Below are 19,238 nucleotides of genomic sequence, written 5' to 3' on the forward strand. Positions count from 1 at the left end.
TCAGTGAATCTGTTCGGCATTTATGTGATGCGGGGAACGCGCATTTTCAATGTCCGGTATCTCACTTTGTCGAGATTGCGGCAAGAGCTTGTGACAGGGCTTCCTCACCGAGCGTCATGAAGGACGCATTTTCCGTATAAACCAGCGCGCAGACAAACGTCTTATCCGGATAGAGCGGTTTGAGGATTTCCCTGTAGATGGCAAGCTGCGCCGTATGGGCAAAAGGAATGCGCCGCTCGTCTTCTGGCGGCACGCGATTGGTCTTATAGTCCACCAGAATGACCCGATCACCCTCGACCGCAAGCCTGTCGATGCGCCCGGACACGGCGAATTCCTGACGACCGAGACGAAGCGTCCCGATGATCGAAACTTCAGCCCTGCTATTTGCGGAGAATGCAGGTTGGATAGCGGGTTCGTAGAGAACGGCGAGCGTTGAGTGGATCAGGCTTTGGCGTTCCTTCTCCGGCCAGAACTTCGCCGCGCGCTCGGCATAGCGATGAGCCGCCGCTTCGCGTTCGTTTTCGGGATAATCCGGCAGAGTTTGCAGCATGCGGTGGACGAGACGCCCGCGCTGAAGCGCAAGACCGGATGACGTTTCCGGCTTCGCAAAGAGCGGTGATGTGACCAGTAAATCCTCGGCACCGTCATCGATAATCGTGCCAGCACCGGAAGGGCTCAAAGGTCGCGGAAGGGCGGGCGCTGGCGGCAGCGGTTGCATGAGAGACGCGGGTAGGGGAGCGGGAGCCGATTGATGCGCTTGCTCCGTCTTTTCGATCAGCCGTGAGGAACGGGTGCTGGAATGCCAGAGCAAGCCGTCCCATTCCTCGCCGCCTGCCGTAAATTGGTGGGCGCTGCTGCGGTTCTCATCGGCTCCAAGTGAGCGCCTAATCATCGCGTGCCAGGAATCCGGGTTTTCCCGCGGACCTCGATAACCGCAGACGATCAGGTGGTCGGCTGCACGTGTCATGGCAACATAGAGCAGACGACGATACTCCTGCTCGGCAGAGTCTTTCAGCCGCCTGTCATCGCGGTCGATCAGCGCGTTGTCAAAGCTCTTGCCCGGAAGCCAGATCGGGAAGGACGTTGCGGAAGCCTCGAGAAAACGAAGCTTCGACACGTGACTTGGTATGAAGGCTTTAGAGCCGCCATCGACCAGAAAAACCACGGGCGCTTCAAGACCCTTGGAGGCGTGAACCGTCATGATGCGGACTTCGCCGCGCTCCTTGTCCTGCTCACGCTTGATCTCAGGCGCATCGGTTTCCAGCACTGAAATGAAGGATTGCAGGCCGGGAAGGCCGGTCTTTTCATGATCGAGTGCGAAGGAGAGAAACTCGTCCAGAACGTCGCTGGCTTCATTGCCGAGCCGACCGAGGAACTTCTTGCGGCCCTCGTGGATGGTCAGGACGGCGGCATAGAAATCATGGATCGTTGCGGTTTTCGAAAGCGCGATGAGGGTGGAGAGCAGCCTGTGGGTATGTGCAAAACGGCTGCCATCTTCGCGGCCAAGATGCTGCAAGTACTCCCAGACGCTGGTCTCCTCCGGGCGCTTCGCGGCAAGGTCGAAAATATCGTCTTCATCGTGATTGAACAGCGGGCTTTTCAGCAGCGCGCAAAGCGATAGATCATCCTGCGGCAAGAGCACGAATCGGCCAAGCGCGAGCAAATCCTGAATGGCGATGTGGTCCGTCAAGCGAAGACGGTCGGCACCGGCAACGGGAATATTCTTGCGCTGCTTCAGTTCGCGGGTCAGCGCATTGACGAAAGCGTGGCGCTTGCGCACCAGAACCAGAATATCGCCGGGCTCGATAAAGCGCTCCACGCCTTTCTCGACCACGGTCTCCTTGCCGATCATCTCCGCGATGCGGGCCGCAATCCGCCGAGCGACGATGGCAGGCGGCGCGCTTTCACGCAGAGCATCGAAGGGTGCCGTCCAATCCTCTTCGTCTTCCACCGGCTCGGCGGCAACCATGCCCCAGACTTCCACCGTGCCTGCGTGGCCAAGGCGGTTGGAGCGATGCTCGACGGGTTCGTTCTGGGCGCTCAGTCCCTCGGCATTTTCCGGCGTTGAGAAGACCTGATCCACCGCCGCGAGAACATCTGCCGTGGAGCGAAAAGACAGTGGCAGTCGCACGGGATGAAACACCTGCTCGACAGCAGTCACGCGCCGCGCCGTTTCCTCGCGCTCCTGCGAAAAACGCTCCGGTCGCGCTCCCTGAAAGGAGTAGATCGACTGCTTTTCATCGCCCACGGCAAAGATGGTGCGCAGGCCAAGGCGGGCCGTTTCCCCATGGAAGAAATCGGCGGCCAGCGACTGAATGATCGACCACTGCACCGGGCTGGTATCCTGCGCCTCATCGACCAGAATGTGATCGATACCCTGATCCAGCTTGTAGTGAACCCACGCGCCTGCCGTGTCCCTGTTGAGCAGCGTTGCCGCGCGCTCGATCAGATCCTCGAAATCCAGCTGGCTTCTCTGTTTCTTCAGGTCTTCGAAATCGCCAATCAGGCGATCAGCCAAGGTCAGCGCATGCTTCGTCGCTTCGAGCATCCGCAGGCTGCGATAACGATCACGGCAGGCAACGACATGGTCTCGGGCCAGCGTCAGATCATCCAGCAGACCCGGTGCCGCGCCCTGCATCGCCTTGTTGATGACGTATGCGTCGGACTTTTTCTCGCCCTTGGCTGTCAGAAGCGCTGCTTCGATGAAGTCGATGCGCTTGAAGATATCGCGTTCGCGGGCTGCTTCGCGCAATGCGTAGGATACATCGTGGGTGCGTGAACCGCCGATTTCGTCCGACAGCGTAAGATAGGTATCCAGCGAAAGGCCGGATAGGCCGGGCAGGGGCCAGAAGGCAGCCGCCGCCGTTTCCTGCGTTTCCTCCGGGCCGATGTCAGCACGTTTTCGCAGGGTAGCGTCTATTCCGCCTGTGCGCGATGCCGCTTCAAGGAAGCCGCGTAGCAAATTGCGGTTGGCAATGATGGCGCTCAGCAGCGCTTCCAAACCCGTCTCATCAGCAAGATCGAGTACATAGGCGAGCGCGTGTGCCAGTGGTGTATCATGTTCCAGCGAAACGGCTGTCAGCAGGCTGCGGCGCGCTTCGGCCAGAAGGCTGCTTGCGGCGCGGTCGTCCAGAACGGAGAAATGGCCTGCGACATTCGCTTCCAGCGGAAACTGATGCAGCAGCGCTTCGCAAAAAGCGTGAATGGTCTGGATTTTCAGGCCACCAGGCGTTTCCAGCGCTTTGGCGAAGAGACGGCGCGCTTCCTTCAGCTTGATGGCATCCGGCACACGCCCTTCGATGGCGGTGATGCGATCCCTCAGATCGGCGTCGGTCAAGGTCGCCCAGTCGGCCAGCCTGTCGAAGACGCGGCTCGACATTTCGGACGCTGCCGCCTTTGTATAGGTGAGGCAGAGAATGGCCGAAGGGCGACAACCGGCAAGCAGCAGCCGGATAACGCGTTGCGTCAGCACATGCGTCTTGCCGGAACCGGCATTGGCCGACACCCATGCGGAACTTTTGGGGTCCGAAGCGCGGGTCTGCTGCCGTGTCGTCCAGTCTATCCAGTTTTTCGGATCGTCGATTTCGGGGCCGTGGTCGTCCACGGGGTGCATTGGCTCATTCCACATCGCCATCTCCCGGTTCTGCCGTGGACCATTCGGAAACGCGGGCGAGGTGGTCATATTCCCCGCCATAGCTCTGCTGTTCCTCGGGTATCAGGCGGGAAACGAAACCGTTCTTTCCTTCGCGTAGCGAAATGATGAACTTGCTCAACTGGTCGATGGAGTCGGTCGCGAGTTCTACAGCGCTCTTCGGTACCGTTTTTGCGGTGGCTTTGGCGTTCTCGTTATTGACGGTATCAGACCCGAAGCGTTCACCGGGCCGTAGTCGCACATAGATCAGGTCTTCGGGCGTTGGCGATCCCGTATCACGAAACGCGCCGCGCATCAGCGCTGCGGCCTCAAGAGCCAGCTGTGGATCGAGCAGCGAACGCGCCTGTTTGACGGATGGGGAGAGGCCGGTCTTGTAGTCGATAATATCCGCCTTGCCTGAGGTTTTGATATCGATCCGGTCTGCAACGCCGGTGAGCCGGACGCCCGCTTCCGGTATCTCCTGACCTGCCCGCACTTCGATATGGCTGCGGCGAACGATCTGTCGACGGTCCTTTTCCCAATTCAGGAAGGCGCGCGCCACGGCAACGAAGCGCGGTCGCCAAACGACATCAATATGGCTGGGCAGCTTTTCAGCATCGAAACAGTCGTTCAGCACACGCATAATCGCTTCTTCTGCGGCAGGCGTTCCGGCAACATTCTCCTCACGGGAATATTGCTCCATGATGCGGTGATAAAGCGTACCGCGGTCGGCCGCACCCGGATCGCGGTTGAATTCATCCAGCGGATCGAGTTTCAGAATGCGTCGGGCGTAGATCGAATAGGGATCGCGGCGCAGGCGGCTTACTTCGCTGAAAGAATAGCTTTTCGGCTGAAGCTCGGCAGGCGGTGTCGGGGCAGGGCGTTTGGCCGCATCCTGTATCTCGCCGTCGTCCAGCATATTCGCCCAATGCCGATAGCTTTCGCCACGGAGTTTTAGCGTTTCCGCGAAATCTTCGCCGCCGAGCGCCAGAAGGCGTTGCAGCCAACGGGACGCTACAGCGGGTGTCGAGCCCTGGCGCAGCGCGCGGCTGTAAAAAATGTGCCGGATACCGTTTGCCATCTCAAAATCATGCGCAAGCTGCCCGACCCGCCGTTCAGGCGGCTCGAGGCCGATTGCCGTCTTCATGTTTCGGGAGAGAAAAGGGTTGTTTGCGGTTTGGCCGGGCCAGATACCTTCATTCAAACCACCGATGATAACGGTATCCACGCTCTGAAGACGGGCTTCCAGCGCACCGAAGATGAAGACGCGCGGATGACGCATGGCGCGTGGCTTGATCGATTCTCCAGATACGAAAGCCGCGATGATATCGACCCACTGCGGACCGTCTGCCTCCAGCACCTGTCCGCAATCCATCAGTTCCGCAAGGAGGCTCGAGAGCTTTTCGCCCGCTTCGCCTGACCAGAGGCTGGTGAGATCATTCGCCTCATCCATGCAGATAGCTTCGATAACGCGGCCCGTGCGTTCGGCCCAGTCTGCCAGCGTCAAACGTGAGGTGAGGCGGCCTTTGATCGGATCGCGATGGATGAAGGCTGATTCCAGTGGTTCGATGGCAAGCTTGATACGCGCGGCGAGATCGGCGGCAGCGACAGGCGCCTCTTCAGGAAGTGCGATGCGCCATTTCGGTGGATGCCGGTCGTCGGCGTACAGTGTCAGTTGATGTGAAAGAAGTTCACCCAGAGTACCAAGCGTCGTCTCTTCCCGTCCGCCGCGCAAAGCCAGAAGTTCCAACGCGGCAACGGCGTTTCCAATCTCCTCTTCAGAAAGACCGAAGCGGCTGAGCGGATGTTTCAGGAAGGATATGATCGCTACCGGATCACCCGGGCGGAGGATGGCTTCGAGCGCAAGCTGCAGCAGCCCTGCCTGCGGTGTTACGGAAAGCGGGGTACCAGCGGAATGATCGGCCTCGATGCCGAAGCGTGCCAGTTCCGTGGCGACGCGACGTCCGAGGCCGCGGTCCGGTGTGATCAGCGCGGCTTGCGAAGGGCCATTCTGGCCCGGCTCTTCAAGCGCAAGGCGTAGTGCGATGGCGATCGCGGTCGCTTCCTCACGCTCATTTGCTGCTTCGATTATGGCAGCGGCGGAGAAGGCGCCTTCAAAAAACGCGGACTGCTTTTCAGCGCGCCATGCATTCCACTCCGCCGTGGCTTTGGCGGGAGCGAGCGCTGTCGAGAAAATCTCCGCGCGGTTCTGGAGGTCGGAATCAAGTTCGCCGATGCGTTCGACATCGTCGCGCAGCACGCCGAGCTTCTGCAACAGAACGAAAAGACCGTATTGCGAATGCGTGCGGCTGGATGCGTCATCCGGCGCTTCATTGATCGCCTGCCAGTGCTCTTCCGGCATGTCGAGATCGAGGCCCGGAAGTACGACAGTGCCCTGACTGAGCGAGGCGACGGCTGCAATGAGATCGGCGGCAGCGGGAATGGAGCCAGTAGAACCGGCAACGATGATCGGGTCAGTCGAGCCGATCCGCATCAAACGCTCAGCCTCGGCGCGCAGGACCGCATTGCGGTGCCGCCCAGCCGAGGATTTGTTGAGTTCGGCAAGGCGGGCTGGCCAGAAGACGCTGGCGATCTTGAGAAAATCCGCCGTCAGCTGCCACCATTGAGCATGGTCGGCTGTATCCAGGTCTGCCAAAGCCTCCCAATCCTTGTCCTCGGTGTCCATCGCATCGATGACCTCGGCCAGCGCACGCGCAAGCCAGATGGCGTCGGCGGGGCTGGCAGGAGCGACAAGCGGCGAGTCCGAATGAACAGCGCGGATTGCATCGGGGAGGCTGTTTCGCCAGGCGAGGATCAGCCGTGCCAATTCCACCAATCGGGCCGTATTGGAAATCGGCGGTGCGAGATCGATTGTTGTGGGCGTCTCGATATCGAAATAACCACTGTCATCATCCGTTTCGCCAAGCGGACGGATGACCGGCAGAATGGCGGAGCGACCGCCCAGAATATCGACGAATTCCGAGCGAAGCACACGTGCGGAGCGCCGTGTCGGCACATAGATCGTAACCTTGGCGAGCGACAGCGGATCGGCGGGATCATAGGCGTAACCACGCGCAAGCGAGCCGTCGCACAGGCTCTTTGCCAAAGTTTTTAGAAACGGGGTTCCCGGCGCGATGGTCAGGATGCGTTTGGCATGCGCCAATGGCTCGACTTTCTTGCTGCTTTCAGATGGAAGCGATTGTTTGCTCCGCATCCTCTATAGCATCCGGCGTGCCGACCGTAATCCACTGACCATCCAGTGAAACGCCAAAAAGCCGATTTTTCGCAATGGCACGGTCGAAATAGATGTTGAGATTGAAGGCGTCGGTGGGCGCGTCATCCAGCAGTCGCGTGTCCATCGCTATAGCACCGGCATAGACAACCGGGTGTGGCCCACCCTGTTGATAGCGGGCGAGAAGACCATCATCCGCGAGGTTGAAATCCTTCTTGCCATTATGGCCAGTGGTTCGGTCCATGTCGACGCAGAGCAGCGCCATGTCCATGCGGTTGGGCTCGAAAAATTGTGCAAGCTTTTGAAGATTGGAGCGCTGCCCCGGCTCTTCACCAGCCCAGAAGAGATCGGCATTCATTACCAGTACCGGTCCGGGTGGCAGCAGCTTCAATCCCTTGGCGAGGCCGCCGCCGGAATTCATGAGTTCCGCGCGCTCGTCCGAAATCAAAATCTCGACGTCCTTGCGGTGGCTCAGATGCGAAACCATCTGGTCCGCATGATGATGAACATTTATGGCAACGGTTTCGACACCTGCCGCGACCAGAAGATCGAGCACGTAGTCGATCATCGGCTTGCCAGCGATTTTCACCAGCGGCTTGGGTATCGTGTCGGTGATCGGACGCATCCTCGTACCAAGACCCGCTGCCAGAACCATCGCTTGTTTGATCGTCATATCGAGCGCTTCATTGGGAGTTGAGGTCTATGCCCGCATGACTGAACCAGTCACTCAAGGACCTGAGTTCCGGGTGGGCGAGGGCTTCGCGCAGATAGGTAAATGTGCGCGGCATATGCTTCATATAACCCGGCTTACCGTCGCGCTTCATCAACCGAACCCAGATGCCGACAAGCTTACAATTGCGCTGCGCCGACATAATAGAGAAGGCCTTGAGAAAAGCCTCTTCGTTGAAAGACGGTTTATTTCGACGGATATCAAGATAGCACTGCATCATCTTCCCCTGCAAATCAGGCGGGATCGTCACGCGTGCGTCCTGTACCAGCGATGCAAGATCATAGGCCGTTGGGCCGATCATCGCATCTTGAAAGTCTATGATGCCAACCTGTTTAATGCCTGATTTATCGTGTTGCCAGATGATGTTAGGCGAGTGGAAATCACGTAGCAGAAGTCCGGTCTCGACATCGGAAAGCTTAGCGATCAGTTCGTCCCACACGGCAAAGAAGCTCTGCTTTTCACTGTCATCCAGTTGATGACCATGAATATGCGGAAGATACCAGTCGAGGAGCAGCGAGGTCTCGATCTTCATGGCGTCAGGATCAAAACTCGCGATATGGTAGGTCGCGCCGTTTGATAACACTAGTTCATCTGGAGCTTCAAGCTCGTGCAAAGCGGCAAGACAGGCCGCACTTTGCAAATAGCGCTCTTCGATGGGATCACCGTTAGGGTCCAGAACACCGTCGCGGCCAAGATCGTCCAAAAGCAAAATGCCCTGGTCGAGATCCTGCCCCAGAATGGTTGGAACGGTAAAACCGCTTGCTGCGAGAAAGCCGTCAATCGCGACGAAGGGCGTTACGTCGCGGGCGAGGTGCACTATTTCCGCATAGGTCTTGCCGTCCTTGAGGATCGGTCCTCGTGGTGGTGGCTGCCAATCCATCAACAGATATTGGCTGTTTTCATCGCTGATCAACTCGTAGGTACGATAAGCTGCGTCACCGCTAAAGTAACGACGGGAAGCATTTCCTTTGCCGCTTTTTTCCAAAAATTTCCGGATTGCCAGAACGCGTTGCAATCTCGACATATGGCGTGGTGGTGCTTCGATTGTCACGAGACGACCGTCGCCTCGATGAGTGAGGCGTAGAACGATCGTGGAGTCCTTTGGAAGGACATCCGCCGCCATCTCGGGCCATTCGATGAGGCAAACACCATCCGACAGCATTTCATCGATACCGAGCTCATCCAGTTCAGAGACGTCGGAAAGACGGTAGAGATCGAGATGCGCTACAGGGAATCGCAGAGCGTAGGACTGGACGATGGTGAAGGTCGGACTTGGAACTTCAAGCTCCGAATGATCGGCAATGGCGCGGATCAGGGCGCGGGCCAGCGTGGACTTCCCCGCACCGAGATCACCAACCAGCGCGATTGCATTACCGGGCTTGACGACAAGCGCCAGTTCTTCACCTAAACGGGTCGTTTCTGCCTCGTCGGCGAGGAAGATGGAAAGAGGCGTGCTGTCTTCACTCATTCGGCGGCAATGGACTGCGGACAGGTGCCGGATGGGATGCGGCAGCTGACGATAGTGCCTTCACCGGGGCGGCTTTCTATGGTGACATTACCGTTATGCAGGCTGACAAAGCTTTCCACGATGGAAAGGCCAAGGCCTGCACCGGTGCGTCTGCCACCATTGCCATGGGTCGAGAAGCGGTCAAATACGCTTTTCAGCATGTCCTCGGGAATGCCCGGGCCTTTGTCGGCAACGGAAAAGACGAAGTCTCCTTCGCTGCGCTGGCAGGTCAGCTGGATAGCCGAGCCTTCCGGTGCGAAATTCGCAGCATTCGTCAAAAGCTTGAGCAGGATTTGCTTGAGGCGCTGATGATCGGCAACGATGCTGCCAAGATGCGCGGGCGCGACGATCTCCAGCGCAACACTGCTTTCCTGCAAACGGTCGGTGATCTGAACCGAAACATCGTCCAGAAGCTCGTTCAGATCGTTCTCCGTGTAATTGAGATGCATGATACCGGCATCAACCGTCGCCAGATCGAGGATATCGTTGACGATGGTCAGCAATACGGAAGAGGAGGTCGAGATATGGTCGAGATATTCCGCCTGCCGCTCGCTGAGGTCGCCCATCCCAGGCGTTTTCAAAAGATCGGTAAAGCCGATGATATTGGTCAGCGGCGAGCGAAGTTCGTAAGAAACGTGCTGAACAAAGTCGTTCTTCAACTCGTCGGCCTTGCGCAGCGCCTCGTTCTTTTCCTTCAGCGCGCGCTCGGCGCGGACGCTGTCGGTCATGTTGACGAAGGTCAGCATAGTCTGGGCGTCGGGTAGCGGGATGACTGCGTAATCCAGCACAAGACCAGAAAGAAGTTCCAGAGTGCCCTGCTTGGAAAGCCGCTCATCATCGAAGCTGGTGATGAACTGGCTGAATGCCCGCCAGCCATCCGGCCCATCATAGGATTGCGTGCAGGCCGCTTCGATGGAGCGGATATGCTTGCCAGCCTCGGCATCGTCTGCGGTGATTGCCCATAGCGCACGGAAAGCGGGATTGGACAGACGTATGCGTCCATCCGCGCCAAACACCGCTACGCCTTCGGCCAGATGGTCGATGGTTTCGCCCTGCACCTTGACCAGCATGTTGTAGCGGGTTTGCAAATCGACCTGTTCGGTCAGATTTTCGAACACCCAAGTCGCTCCGCCCTGCGGGTGTGCCGTGGCAATGACGCGCAACGTTTGCCCGTTCGGCAAGTGCCAAAGGTCGGTTTTCGTGTCCAGTGAGCGGTAAACGGAAAGGGCGGTTTCTTTCCAGCTTTTCCAGCTCAACTGCTCCGGCAGCTTGCCTGCGGAGCGAAGGCGATCCAGCAGTTCGGAATTGTCTGGCTTGGACTCCAGAAGAACGAGATCCAGCCCCCACAGGCTGACAAAAGCCTGGTTGTAGAACTGCAAACGCTGCTGCCCGTCGAAGATCGCAACCGGAGTTCCCAGGTGATCCAGCGTCTCGGCATGGCTCTTAAGTGTTCGCTTCAATTCTTCACTGATGGTCTCCGCATCCGAAGCATCGATGGCAATTCCAGCAGACCCGCTCGGCGTCTTGATATCGACCACGTCGAAGAACGTTCTGTTGCCTGAAACGACCGTCGAAATACGATCATGGTATGGCGATTCAGGCGTAGCCGTAGCGCGGATTTTTTGTCGTGTGACAGTGTTGAGCAGTTCTCGCTGTTCTTCAATCGTCTGCTGTGGCGTCGAGGCATCGACGGCCTGCGCATAGGCATAATTGACCCAGATCAGCTCTCCGTCACCATTCCTGCGCCAGACCGGCTGCTCGATGGAATCGAGAAGTTCCTGAAATGTGGACATGGAGGAAAGCAGGCGCTCCCGCTCGACCTTGAGCTCTGCGAGTTCAGCGCGAACGTTATTAAGCGCGATGAAGCGGGCAAAAGCTTTCCCCCCGGAAACGCGACCCTGAACCTCGATAACTTCGCCGCGCTGTGTCTCAATCGTCAGGTCGAAGCTCTGCGCGTGGCTTCGCAGTTTCTCGATTGCCTTTTCGAGTGGGGAAGCAGATGCCGGACGAAGCCAGCGACCGAAGGCCAGAAAATCGGCGTCCAACGCAGGTACGCCGGTTTCAGGCGGAAGCTGACCTATGAATTCTGGGCGTTCGCCGGAGCTGTCCCACACCACGATGCGGCGAGATTTATCGGAAATCAGCGCTTCGTACTTGGAAATCTTGCTGTTGGCTTCGGAAAGAGCCGCCCGATATTCATTGGCTTCGGCCTCGATATTTCCACGCTGCCGCACCAACCAGACAACGGAAAACAGCGTTGCCGACACTAGGCCGATCACCAGTGAATAGGCGATGGTTTCGCTGGAGGAAAACAGTCGCTCGCCCGTCTGAAATACGACCGTTTGCTGAGCTTGTGCGTATGCGGAAAATCCGCTCAGTGCAGTGCCAGCCGTAAGAGCCGAAAAAGAGCAGGCCTTGCGACCCAAGCCGCGTACCGCATTGGCAAGCGTCAGCCGCATTCGCTCTCGAACGGGCGCCGCGTCGCTGCCTGCTTCCACGTGTTTTCGGACTCGCTGACGCGAGTTTGTTTTCGTTACCGACATCCCCGGTATGTCTCCGTCCTATATGTGCCGCATCTTCGACAAGACATCCCATTCCGCATGCTTTTCTCGCATACGAATCAAGTCCTGTGACAATACCGCCTTCAGAAATTTCCGGGAAGGGCAGCGCCCAAAAAGAAATCGCGGACTTTGTCAAGTCCGCGATGCCTATATCTAGTGCTTTAAGTGTGGATATTAACTATAATATCAATATCTGTAGTGTTCAGCCTTGAACGGACCCTGCTTGTCGACGCCGATATAATCTGCCTGAACATCGGAAAGTTCTGTCAGCTTCACGCCGAGTTTCTCAAGGTGGAGGCGTGCAACCTTCTCGTCGAGGTGTTTCGGCAGTACGTAAACGTCGTTCTTGTACTCGCCCTGCTTGGTGTAAAGCTCGATCTGGCCGAGAACCTGGTTGGTGAAGGAGGCTGACATCACGAAGGATGGGTGACCGGTGGCGTTGCCGAGGTTGAGCAGGCGGCCTTCAGACAACAGGATCATGCGGTTGCCCTTGGCAAACTCGATCATGTCGACCTGTGGCTTGATGTTGGTCCACTTGAGGTTCTTCAGCGCAGCGACCTGAATTTCGTTATCGAAATGGCCGATGTTGCCGACGATCGCCATGTCCTTCATCTCGCGCATATGCTCGATGCGGATGACGTCTTTATTGCCGGTGGTGGTGATGAAGATGTCGGCGGACGCGACGACATCTTCCAGACGAACGACTTCAAAACCATCCATGGCAGCCTGAAGCGCGCAGATCGGGTCGATTTCGGTAACCTTGACGCGTGCGCCAGCACCCTGAAGCGAAGCTGCAGAACCCTTGCCCACATCGCCATAACCGCAGACGACGGCAACCTTGCCAGCCATCATCACGTCGGTGGCGCGACGGATACCGTCGACCAGCGATTCCTTGCAGCCATATTTGTTGTCGAACTTCGACTTGGTGACGCTGTCGTTGACGTTGATGGCCGGGAAGGGGAGAAGACCCTTCTTGCTGAGGTCGTAGAGGCGATGAACGCCTGTGGTGGTTTCTTCGGTAACGCCCTTGATGGCATCGCGCTGCTTTGTGAACCAGCCGGGGGAAGCAGCAAGGCGCTTCTTGATCTGCGCGACGAGGATTTCTTCTTCTTCCGAGCCGGGGTTGGAGAGAACGTCTTCACCGGCTTCAGCGCGTGCGCCAAGCAGGATGTACATGGTCGCATCGCCGCCATCGTCGAGGATCATGTTGGAGACGCCGCCGTCGGTCCACTGAAAGATCTTGTCGGTATATTCCCAATATTCCGTCAGGCTCTCACCCTTAACCGCGAAGACAGGGATACCGGCCGCAGCGATAGCGGCAGCGGCGTGGTCCTGCGTAGAGAAGATGTTGCAAGATGCCCAGCGAATGTCGGCGCCGAGTTCTTTGAGGGTTTCGATCAGAACAGCGGTCTGGATCGTCATATGAAGCGAACCGGAGATGCGTGCACCCTTGAGCGGCTTGCTTGTGCCGAATTCGGAGCGGCAGGACATAAGGCCCGGCATTTCAGTTTCGGCGATGTCGAGTTCCTTGCGGCCATAGGCAGCAAGGTTGATGTCGGCGACGACGTAGTCTTTCTCAACGCTCATAAATAGCTCCTGCTTTGATAAGGCAGGGCGCACCGCTGCCTGAAAATTCAGGTTGCGGTTTAGCAGGATGAGGGCAATCTGGCAATAATGATATAAAGAAGTCTTTATGTCTTTATATGATCGTTATTAATGTTCTTCGCCGAAGCGGTCCGCAACGAGCGCTTCCAACGCGGACAATGCTTCTTCAGCCTGATTGCCGCTCGCCTCCACCAGAACGGTGCAGCCGGGACTTGCCGCCAGCATCATCAGCCCCATGATAGAGGTGCCACCGACGGTCATGCCATCTTTGGAGACGGAGATAGAGGCATCGAAGCCTTCAACCATTTGCACGAATTTTGCGGAGGCACGGGCATGGAGGCCGCGTTTGTTGACGATCAGCAGTTCCCGCGAAAGAGGCGACATCGGATGGTCTTCTTTTTATTTGCCGCTAAGAACGCGGCTGGCGACGTTGATATATTTCCTGCCAGCATCCGAGGCCTCCTGCAAGGCCTTCTCCATGTTATCTTCGGTGCGGATGCCCGCAAGTTTGATCAGCATCGGTAGATTAACGCCAGCGATAACTTCTACGCTGCCGGAACTCATGACGGAGATTGCCAAATTGGATGGCGTTCCACCGAACATATCGGTCAGAATAATCACGCCGTTTCCGTCATTGGCACGCGTTACGGCGTCGAGAATGTCCTGTCGGCGCTGATCCATGTCATCTTCGGGACCGATACAAACCGTCTCGATCAATTTCTGGGGGCCGACAACATGCTCTACCGCATGTTTAAACTCCTCAGCCAGCTTGCCATGGGTGACAAGCACCAGTCCGATCATGAAATGCTCCCTTGCACACGCATAATGATTGCCGACTATCGCAACGCCGCAATCCTGTCTATCGGTGGGGTCGCATCTTGATGAGGAAAAGACGAAGCGCAAGCCCCAAAATGCCGTAATTTCGTTCACATTTCCTTTGCTCGAAAGAGATTTTTCGCAAGTGCAGCAAATTTTCCATAGGGTGTGATGCTGGAAAGCGGGATTCTTATCAATGGCAGTCTCTGGCCAAACGGTAGCTCCAGCCATTCCTCATCCGGTGGGAGACGCGGGCTGCTCGCATGAAGTGTTGGCGTAATCGCATAATGAAGAATAGCCGATGGAACACTTTTCATGGACACGATGCCGCTTCCTCTAAGCTCGATCATCCCTGAAATAGAATCTGGTCTCTCAGCAAGGATTTTTTCATCAAGCAGTGAAATGAAAACCTGGTCGTCGGCAATGAGGGCCGATCGTAGACCGCAACGTTCACCTTCCGTTAGAAAGCTGAAAGCGAGTTCGCTCTTGCCGCTACCGGAAGGGCCAACGAACAAAAGACCCGTTTCGCCAATGATGATCGCTGTGCCGTGGAAGTTGACGCGATCAGCGCTCATGCGCGTGTGCTGCCGGAAGCGATAGGGTGAACCGGGCACCGGAAATCACGCCATACTTGTCGATTAGGTTTTCTGCCCTAAGCGTTCCACCATGGGCTTCCGCGATCTGTCGGCTGATCGACAGACCAAGGCCAGAGTTCTGGCCAAAGCCTTCGCTGGCCGGGCGGTCTGTGTAGAAGCGTTCGAAAATACGGTCGATGTCTTCAGCCTGAATGCCTGGACCGTTGTCTTCGACACGAACGAGGCAGCGATCTTTCTGACGCAGAAGATGAACGAAGATGCGTCCACCGTCCTGCGATACGAAAGAACGAGCGTTTTCGATGAGATTGGTCACAATCTGGCCAAGGCGAAGATCGTGACCTGTCACGACATAGCTGGTCTTGGCGCCGGGCTTTTGGTCAGCAACATAGTCGATCGTAACGCTTTTCTTCTTCGCACCGATCTGGCGGGAAATCTCGACGAGACCGCTAAGGAGCATTTCGAGGTCTACCGGTGAAGAATCTGCGCGGGCAAGTTCCGCATCCAGACGCGACGCATCCGAAATATCACTAATCAAACGATCAAGACGGCGCACATCGTGGAAAATGATCTCCGTCAGACGCTGCTTGGATTCCTCTGTTTTTGCTCGAGGTAGTGTCTCGACGGCGCTACGCAGTGAGGTCAGCGGGTTCTTGAGTTCATGGCTTACATCCGCTGCGAAGCTCTCGATGGCATCGATGCGGTCATAAAGCGCGTTGGTCATCTCGCGCAATGCGATTGAAAGGTTGCCGATCTCGTCCTGGCGGGCGGAAAAATCAGGGATTTCCTCTCGCGCTTTCGCACCCCGACGGACACGTATGGCCGCGGCCGAGAGGCGACGCAAAGGTGTCGCGATGGTGGAGGACAGGAGCAGCGATAGCACGATATTGACGAGTGTCGCGATGCCGAACACGCGCATGATGGCAAGGCGTTCGGCGTGAACGATCTTGTCGATATCACCTGCCTGCGTTGAAAGAAGAAGAACGCCAAGCACAGCGCGGAAACGTTGCACCGGCACGGCAACGGAGACGATCAGCTCGCCCTTTTCAGTCACACGCACGACTGCGCCCCGCACGCCGGTCAGCGCGTTCATCACCTCGGGATAGATGGAGCCATCGCCCCCTGGTGTCTCTTTATAAAGTGGGAGGCTGCTGGGTTGCAGCATGCGGTTGAACACGCTCGCGACCCATTCGCCCCATGTCTGCGTTTCAGGCGTGACAGGTGGCAGGTCGTACCGGAGCACCTGACCGCGCGAATAGAGGTGGCGTGAGTCCAGCAGCATATTCGCATCGGCATCGAACAAGCGGGCGCGGGTGCGTGTAGGCGAAATCAAGCGTCTTAGAACCGGAGCCACCCGCTCTGGATTGATCGGAAAGCTCAGGTCCTCATCGTTCGGCAGAGGGGTGATGCTTTGCCCGGCCTGAAGTTCAAGCAGCTTTTCCGGGTTGATGGTGATCGAGTTGGTATCAACCGACGCCGAGGCAGAGATCGCACCGGCGATGATTTCGCCCTGGGTAAGCAGACTCTCGACTCGAGCGTCGATCAGGCCTTCGCGGAACTGGTTGAGGTAGAGAATACCGCCCACGAGAACGACGGTGGCCGCCACGTTGAAGAACAGGATGCGCCGCGTGAGACTGGAAAACACCGCATTACCGAAGATGCGCCGGATGATCGTCAAGGGATGAATCCGGTGCCGCCGCCCGCTTTCACGTTCGTCGGCATCGGAAGTATCCGATACGCTATCCTGCGCCTTGTTCAACAATTGCGTTCCTCAGCGCCACGTTTTGCGGCGTCACTGATTTGGCTTACGCCGCTTCGCGGAAGCGATAACCCACACCATAGAGCGTTTCAATCATGTCGAAGTCATTATCGACCAGTTTGAACTTTTTGCGAAGACGTTTGATGTGGCTGTCGATAGTGCGGTCGTCCACGTAGACCTGCTCATCGTAAGCGGCATCCATCAGCGCATCACGGCTTTTGACGACACCCGGACGCTGAGCAAGCGAGTGCAGGATGAGGAATTCCGTGACCGTCAGAGTTACCGGCTCGCCCTTCCATGTGCAGGTATGACGCTCCTGATCCATGGCCAACTGACCGCGTTCGAGCGTGCGCGCCTGCTGATCCGCAGAAGGTTTCAGAGGGCTTGCACCTGGAACGGCTGCATCGCGGCTGCTGGCACGGCGAAGGATGGCTTTCACGCGTTCGACCAGCAGTCTTTGGGAAAAAGGCTTTGTTATGAAGTCGTCCGCGCCCATCTTAAGGCCGAACAGTTCGTCGATTTCCTCATCCTTGGAGGTGAGAAAGATCACGGGAAGATCCGATTTCTGGCGAAGACGGCGCAGCAGTTCCATCCCGTCCATTCGGGGCATCTTGATATCGAAGATCGCAAGCTGTGGCGGGCGCGCGATCAATCCATCGAGCGCGGAAGCTCCATCGGTGTACGTTTCGACCTTGTAGCCTTCCGCTTCGAGCGCGATCGATACCGAAGTCAAAATATTTCGGTCATCGTCCACTAGCGCAATTGTCTGCATGAAATTGGTCTCCATCGTCATTATATTTTTTACTCCCGACATCCACCCCAGCCAAGGTCGTGCGCCGTGAGCCTTTCTCATGAGTATAAAGCTGGAACAAATTGTGGCAAAGGCCAAGTGGCAATTCGCACATGGACTTTGGGAGTATTTTCTCCGCGTGGAGCGGAACCATGTGCGCCAAGGGGAACTAAACCGATTTAAAATGGAATAAAATCTTTTAAATCGATTAATATATTGAAATTATTGAATTATTTAGTTTTGCGCCTTGCTATTTTTTAAACGACCGCTTAGCTTCCTTGAAAATTTCAACGGCTTTGTCTTTAGAAAAGGGAGCGCGCCATGAAGGAACTCGGAGTACACAATCCTGAAAATGGAGTGTCTGAACTCGGTCTGGGCGAGGCAGCTTTTGTGCATTACAACCTCATCGAGGCTGAGTTGTACGAAGCAGCGATCCGCAACGGCGAAGCAGATGTGACGGTGGATGGTGCACTTCGCGCAGTCACTGGCCAGCACACGGGCCGTTCGCCCAAGGACAAGTTCGTCGTTCGCGATGGCAACACCGAAGACAAGATCTGGTGGGACAATAACAAGCCGCTTTCGCCCGAGCATTTCGAAATCCTGCACAAGGACATGCTGGCGCACGCAGCCGGCAAGACGCTGTACGTTCAGGATTTGATCGGCGGCGCGGACGAAGAGAACGCTCTTCCGACCCGTGTTGTGACTGAGCTTGCCTGGCACGGCCTGTTCATTCGCAACCTTCTGATCCGCCCGGCGCGCGAGACGCTTACCAACTTCAGCCAGAAGCTGACGATCATCAATCTGCCAAGCTTCAAGGCCGATCCGGCCCGCCACGGCTGCCGTACGGAAACCGTGATTGCCTGCGACCTGACCAAGGGTCTCGTCCTGATCGGCGGCACATCTTACGCCGGTGAAAACAAGAAGTCCGTCTTCACCGTTCTGAACTACCTGCTGCCTGCCAAGGGCGTGATGCCGATGCACTGCTCGGCCAATGTTGGCCCGGCTGGCGATGCGGCTGTCTTCTTCGGCCTCTCCGGCACTGGCAAGACCACGCTTTCGGCGGATCCTGCCCGCACGCTGATCGGCGATGACGAGCATGGCTGGGGCGAAGACGGTATCTTCAACTTCGAAGGCGGCTGCTACGCGAAGGCAATCAAGCTTTCGGCGGAAGCTGAGCCTGAGATTTATGCCGCGACCCGTCGTTTCGGCACGGTTCTGGAAAACGTCGTTCTCGATGAAAATCGCGTGCCGGATTTCAACGACAACTCGCTGACGGAAAATACGCGCAGCGCCTATCCACTGCACTTCATTCCGAATGCATCGGAAACCGGCATTGCCGGTCATCCGAAGACCATCATCATGCTGACGGCTGATGCTTTCGGCGTCCTGCCTCCGATCGCCCGTCTGACGCCTGAACAGGCCATGTACCACTTCCTCTCCGGTTACACGGCAAAGGTTGCCGGCACCGAAAAGGGCGTGACCGAGCCGGAAGCAACCTTCTCCACCTGCTTCGGCGCACCCTTCATGCCGCGCCACCCCACGGAATACGGCAATTTGCTGCGGGACCTGATCGCCAAGCACAATGTCGATTGCTGGCTGGTCAACACCGGCTGGACGGGCGGTGCATACGGCATCGGCAAGCGCATGCCGATCAAGGCGACCCGCGCTTTGCTGACAGCGGCTCTGACCGGCGAACTCAAGAATGCCGATTTCCGCACCGATGCCAACTTCGGTTTCGCGGTTCCGACATCACTTGACGGTATCGACAACAGCATCCTCGACCCGCGTTCGACCTGGGCCGATGGCGCAGCCTACGACGCGCAGGCGAAAAAGCTGGTTTCCATGTTCGTTACGAACTTCACCAAGTTCGAAGATCATGTCGACAGCACCGTGCGCGATGCGGCCCCAGGCCTGCTGGCCGCTGCCGAATAAGAGAACTCCAATATTGGATTTACGTGAAACCCGGCTTCGTGCCGGGTTTTTCATTTGAAGGGGCGGTTTTCATTTGGCGCAT

Annotated in this window: 12 protein-coding genes; 1 reads left to right on the plus strand and 11 read right to left on the minus strand. The window is 57.1% G+C overall.

The annotated features are described in order from the left end of the window. Positions 1-61: 61 nt before the first annotated feature. The 11 genes from addA to chvI form a co-directional block, all read right to left on the minus strand. Positions 62-3,613, minus strand: a complete 3,552-nt coding sequence (gene addA, locus G6L28_RS12865) for a double-strand break repair helicase AddA (protein WP_425292676.1) — start codon at positions 3,611-3,613, stop codon at positions 62-64. A 4-nt stretch (positions 3,614-3,617) separates the two neighbouring features. Next, positions 3,618-6,845, minus strand: a complete 3,228-nt coding sequence (gene addB / locus G6L28_RS12870) for a double-strand break repair protein AddB (RefSeq protein WP_174064210.1) — start codon at positions 6,843-6,845, stop codon at positions 3,618-3,620. Further along, positions 6,817-7,536, minus strand: coding sequence for a nucleotidyltransferase family protein (locus tag G6L28_RS12875; RefSeq protein WP_174064211.1), 720 nt, complete (start codon positions 7,534-7,536; stop codon positions 6,817-6,819). The genes addB and G6L28_RS12875 overlap by 29 nt, the downstream gene beginning before the upstream one ends. Positions 7,537-7,546: 10 nt before the next feature. Then, positions 7,547-9,061, minus strand: coding sequence for a tRNA (adenosine(37)-N6)-threonylcarbamoyltransferase complex ATPase subunit type 1 TsaE (tsaE, locus tag G6L28_RS12880; protein ID WP_174064212.1), 1,515 nt, complete (start codon positions 9,059-9,061; stop codon positions 7,547-7,549). Continuing rightward, a complete protein-coding gene (locus tag G6L28_RS12885) occupies positions 9,058-11,559 on the minus strand; it encodes a PAS domain-containing sensor histidine kinase (RefSeq protein ID WP_234902554.1) in 2,502 nt (833 codons plus the stop codon). Before G6L28_RS12885 ends, tsaE begins: the two co-directional genes overlap by 4 nt. Before the next feature lie 288 nt (positions 11,560-11,847). Then, positions 11,848-13,248, minus strand: a complete 1,401-nt coding sequence (ahcY, locus tag G6L28_RS12890) for an adenosylhomocysteinase (RefSeq protein WP_174064214.1) — start codon at positions 13,246-13,248, stop codon at positions 11,848-11,850. 126 nt (positions 13,249-13,374) lie between these two features. Beyond that, positions 13,375-13,650: an HPr family phosphocarrier protein gene (locus G6L28_RS12895; protein ID WP_174064215.1), complete on the minus strand. Its 276-nt coding sequence runs from the start codon at positions 13,648-13,650 to the stop codon at positions 13,375-13,377. Positions 13,651-13,665: 15 nt separating this feature from the next. Beyond that, entirely contained in the window at positions 13,666-14,067 is a 402-nt protein-coding gene (locus G6L28_RS12900; protein ID WP_174064216.1) for a PTS sugar transporter subunit IIA, read from the minus strand. A gap of 125 nt (positions 14,068-14,192) precedes the next feature. Continuing rightward, positions 14,193-14,657 (minus strand): HPr kinase/phosphorylase, encoded by a 465-nt coding sequence (locus G6L28_RS12905; protein WP_174064217.1) that lies wholly within the window; start codon positions 14,655-14,657, stop codon positions 14,193-14,195. Then, positions 14,647-16,434, minus strand: a complete 1,788-nt coding sequence (locus tag G6L28_RS12910; RefSeq protein ID WP_425292674.1) for a stimulus-sensing domain-containing protein — start codon at positions 16,432-16,434, stop codon at positions 14,647-14,649. The genes G6L28_RS12905 and G6L28_RS12910 overlap by 11 nt, the downstream gene beginning before the upstream one ends. A 46-nt stretch (positions 16,435-16,480) precedes the next feature. Continuing rightward, positions 16,481-17,206 carry a two-component system response regulator ChvI gene (chvI, locus tag G6L28_RS12915; protein WP_202033612.1) on the minus strand — a complete coding sequence of 242 codons (726 nt, stop codon included), beginning with the start codon at positions 17,204-17,206 and terminating at the stop codon, positions 16,481-16,483. Positions 17,207-17,545: 339 nt separating this feature from the next. Here chvI and G6L28_RS12920 point away from each other — a divergent pair, with 339 nt between their 5' ends. Beyond that, entirely contained in the window at positions 17,546-19,156 is a 1,611-nt protein-coding gene (locus G6L28_RS12920; protein ID WP_174064220.1) for a phosphoenolpyruvate carboxykinase, read from the plus strand. The last annotated feature ends 82 nt before the right edge of the window (positions 19,157-19,238 follow it).

This window comes from Agrobacterium larrymoorei (assembly GCF_013322225.1).
Lineage (GTDB): Bacteria > Pseudomonadota > Alphaproteobacteria > Rhizobiales > Rhizobiaceae > Agrobacterium > Agrobacterium larrymoorei_A.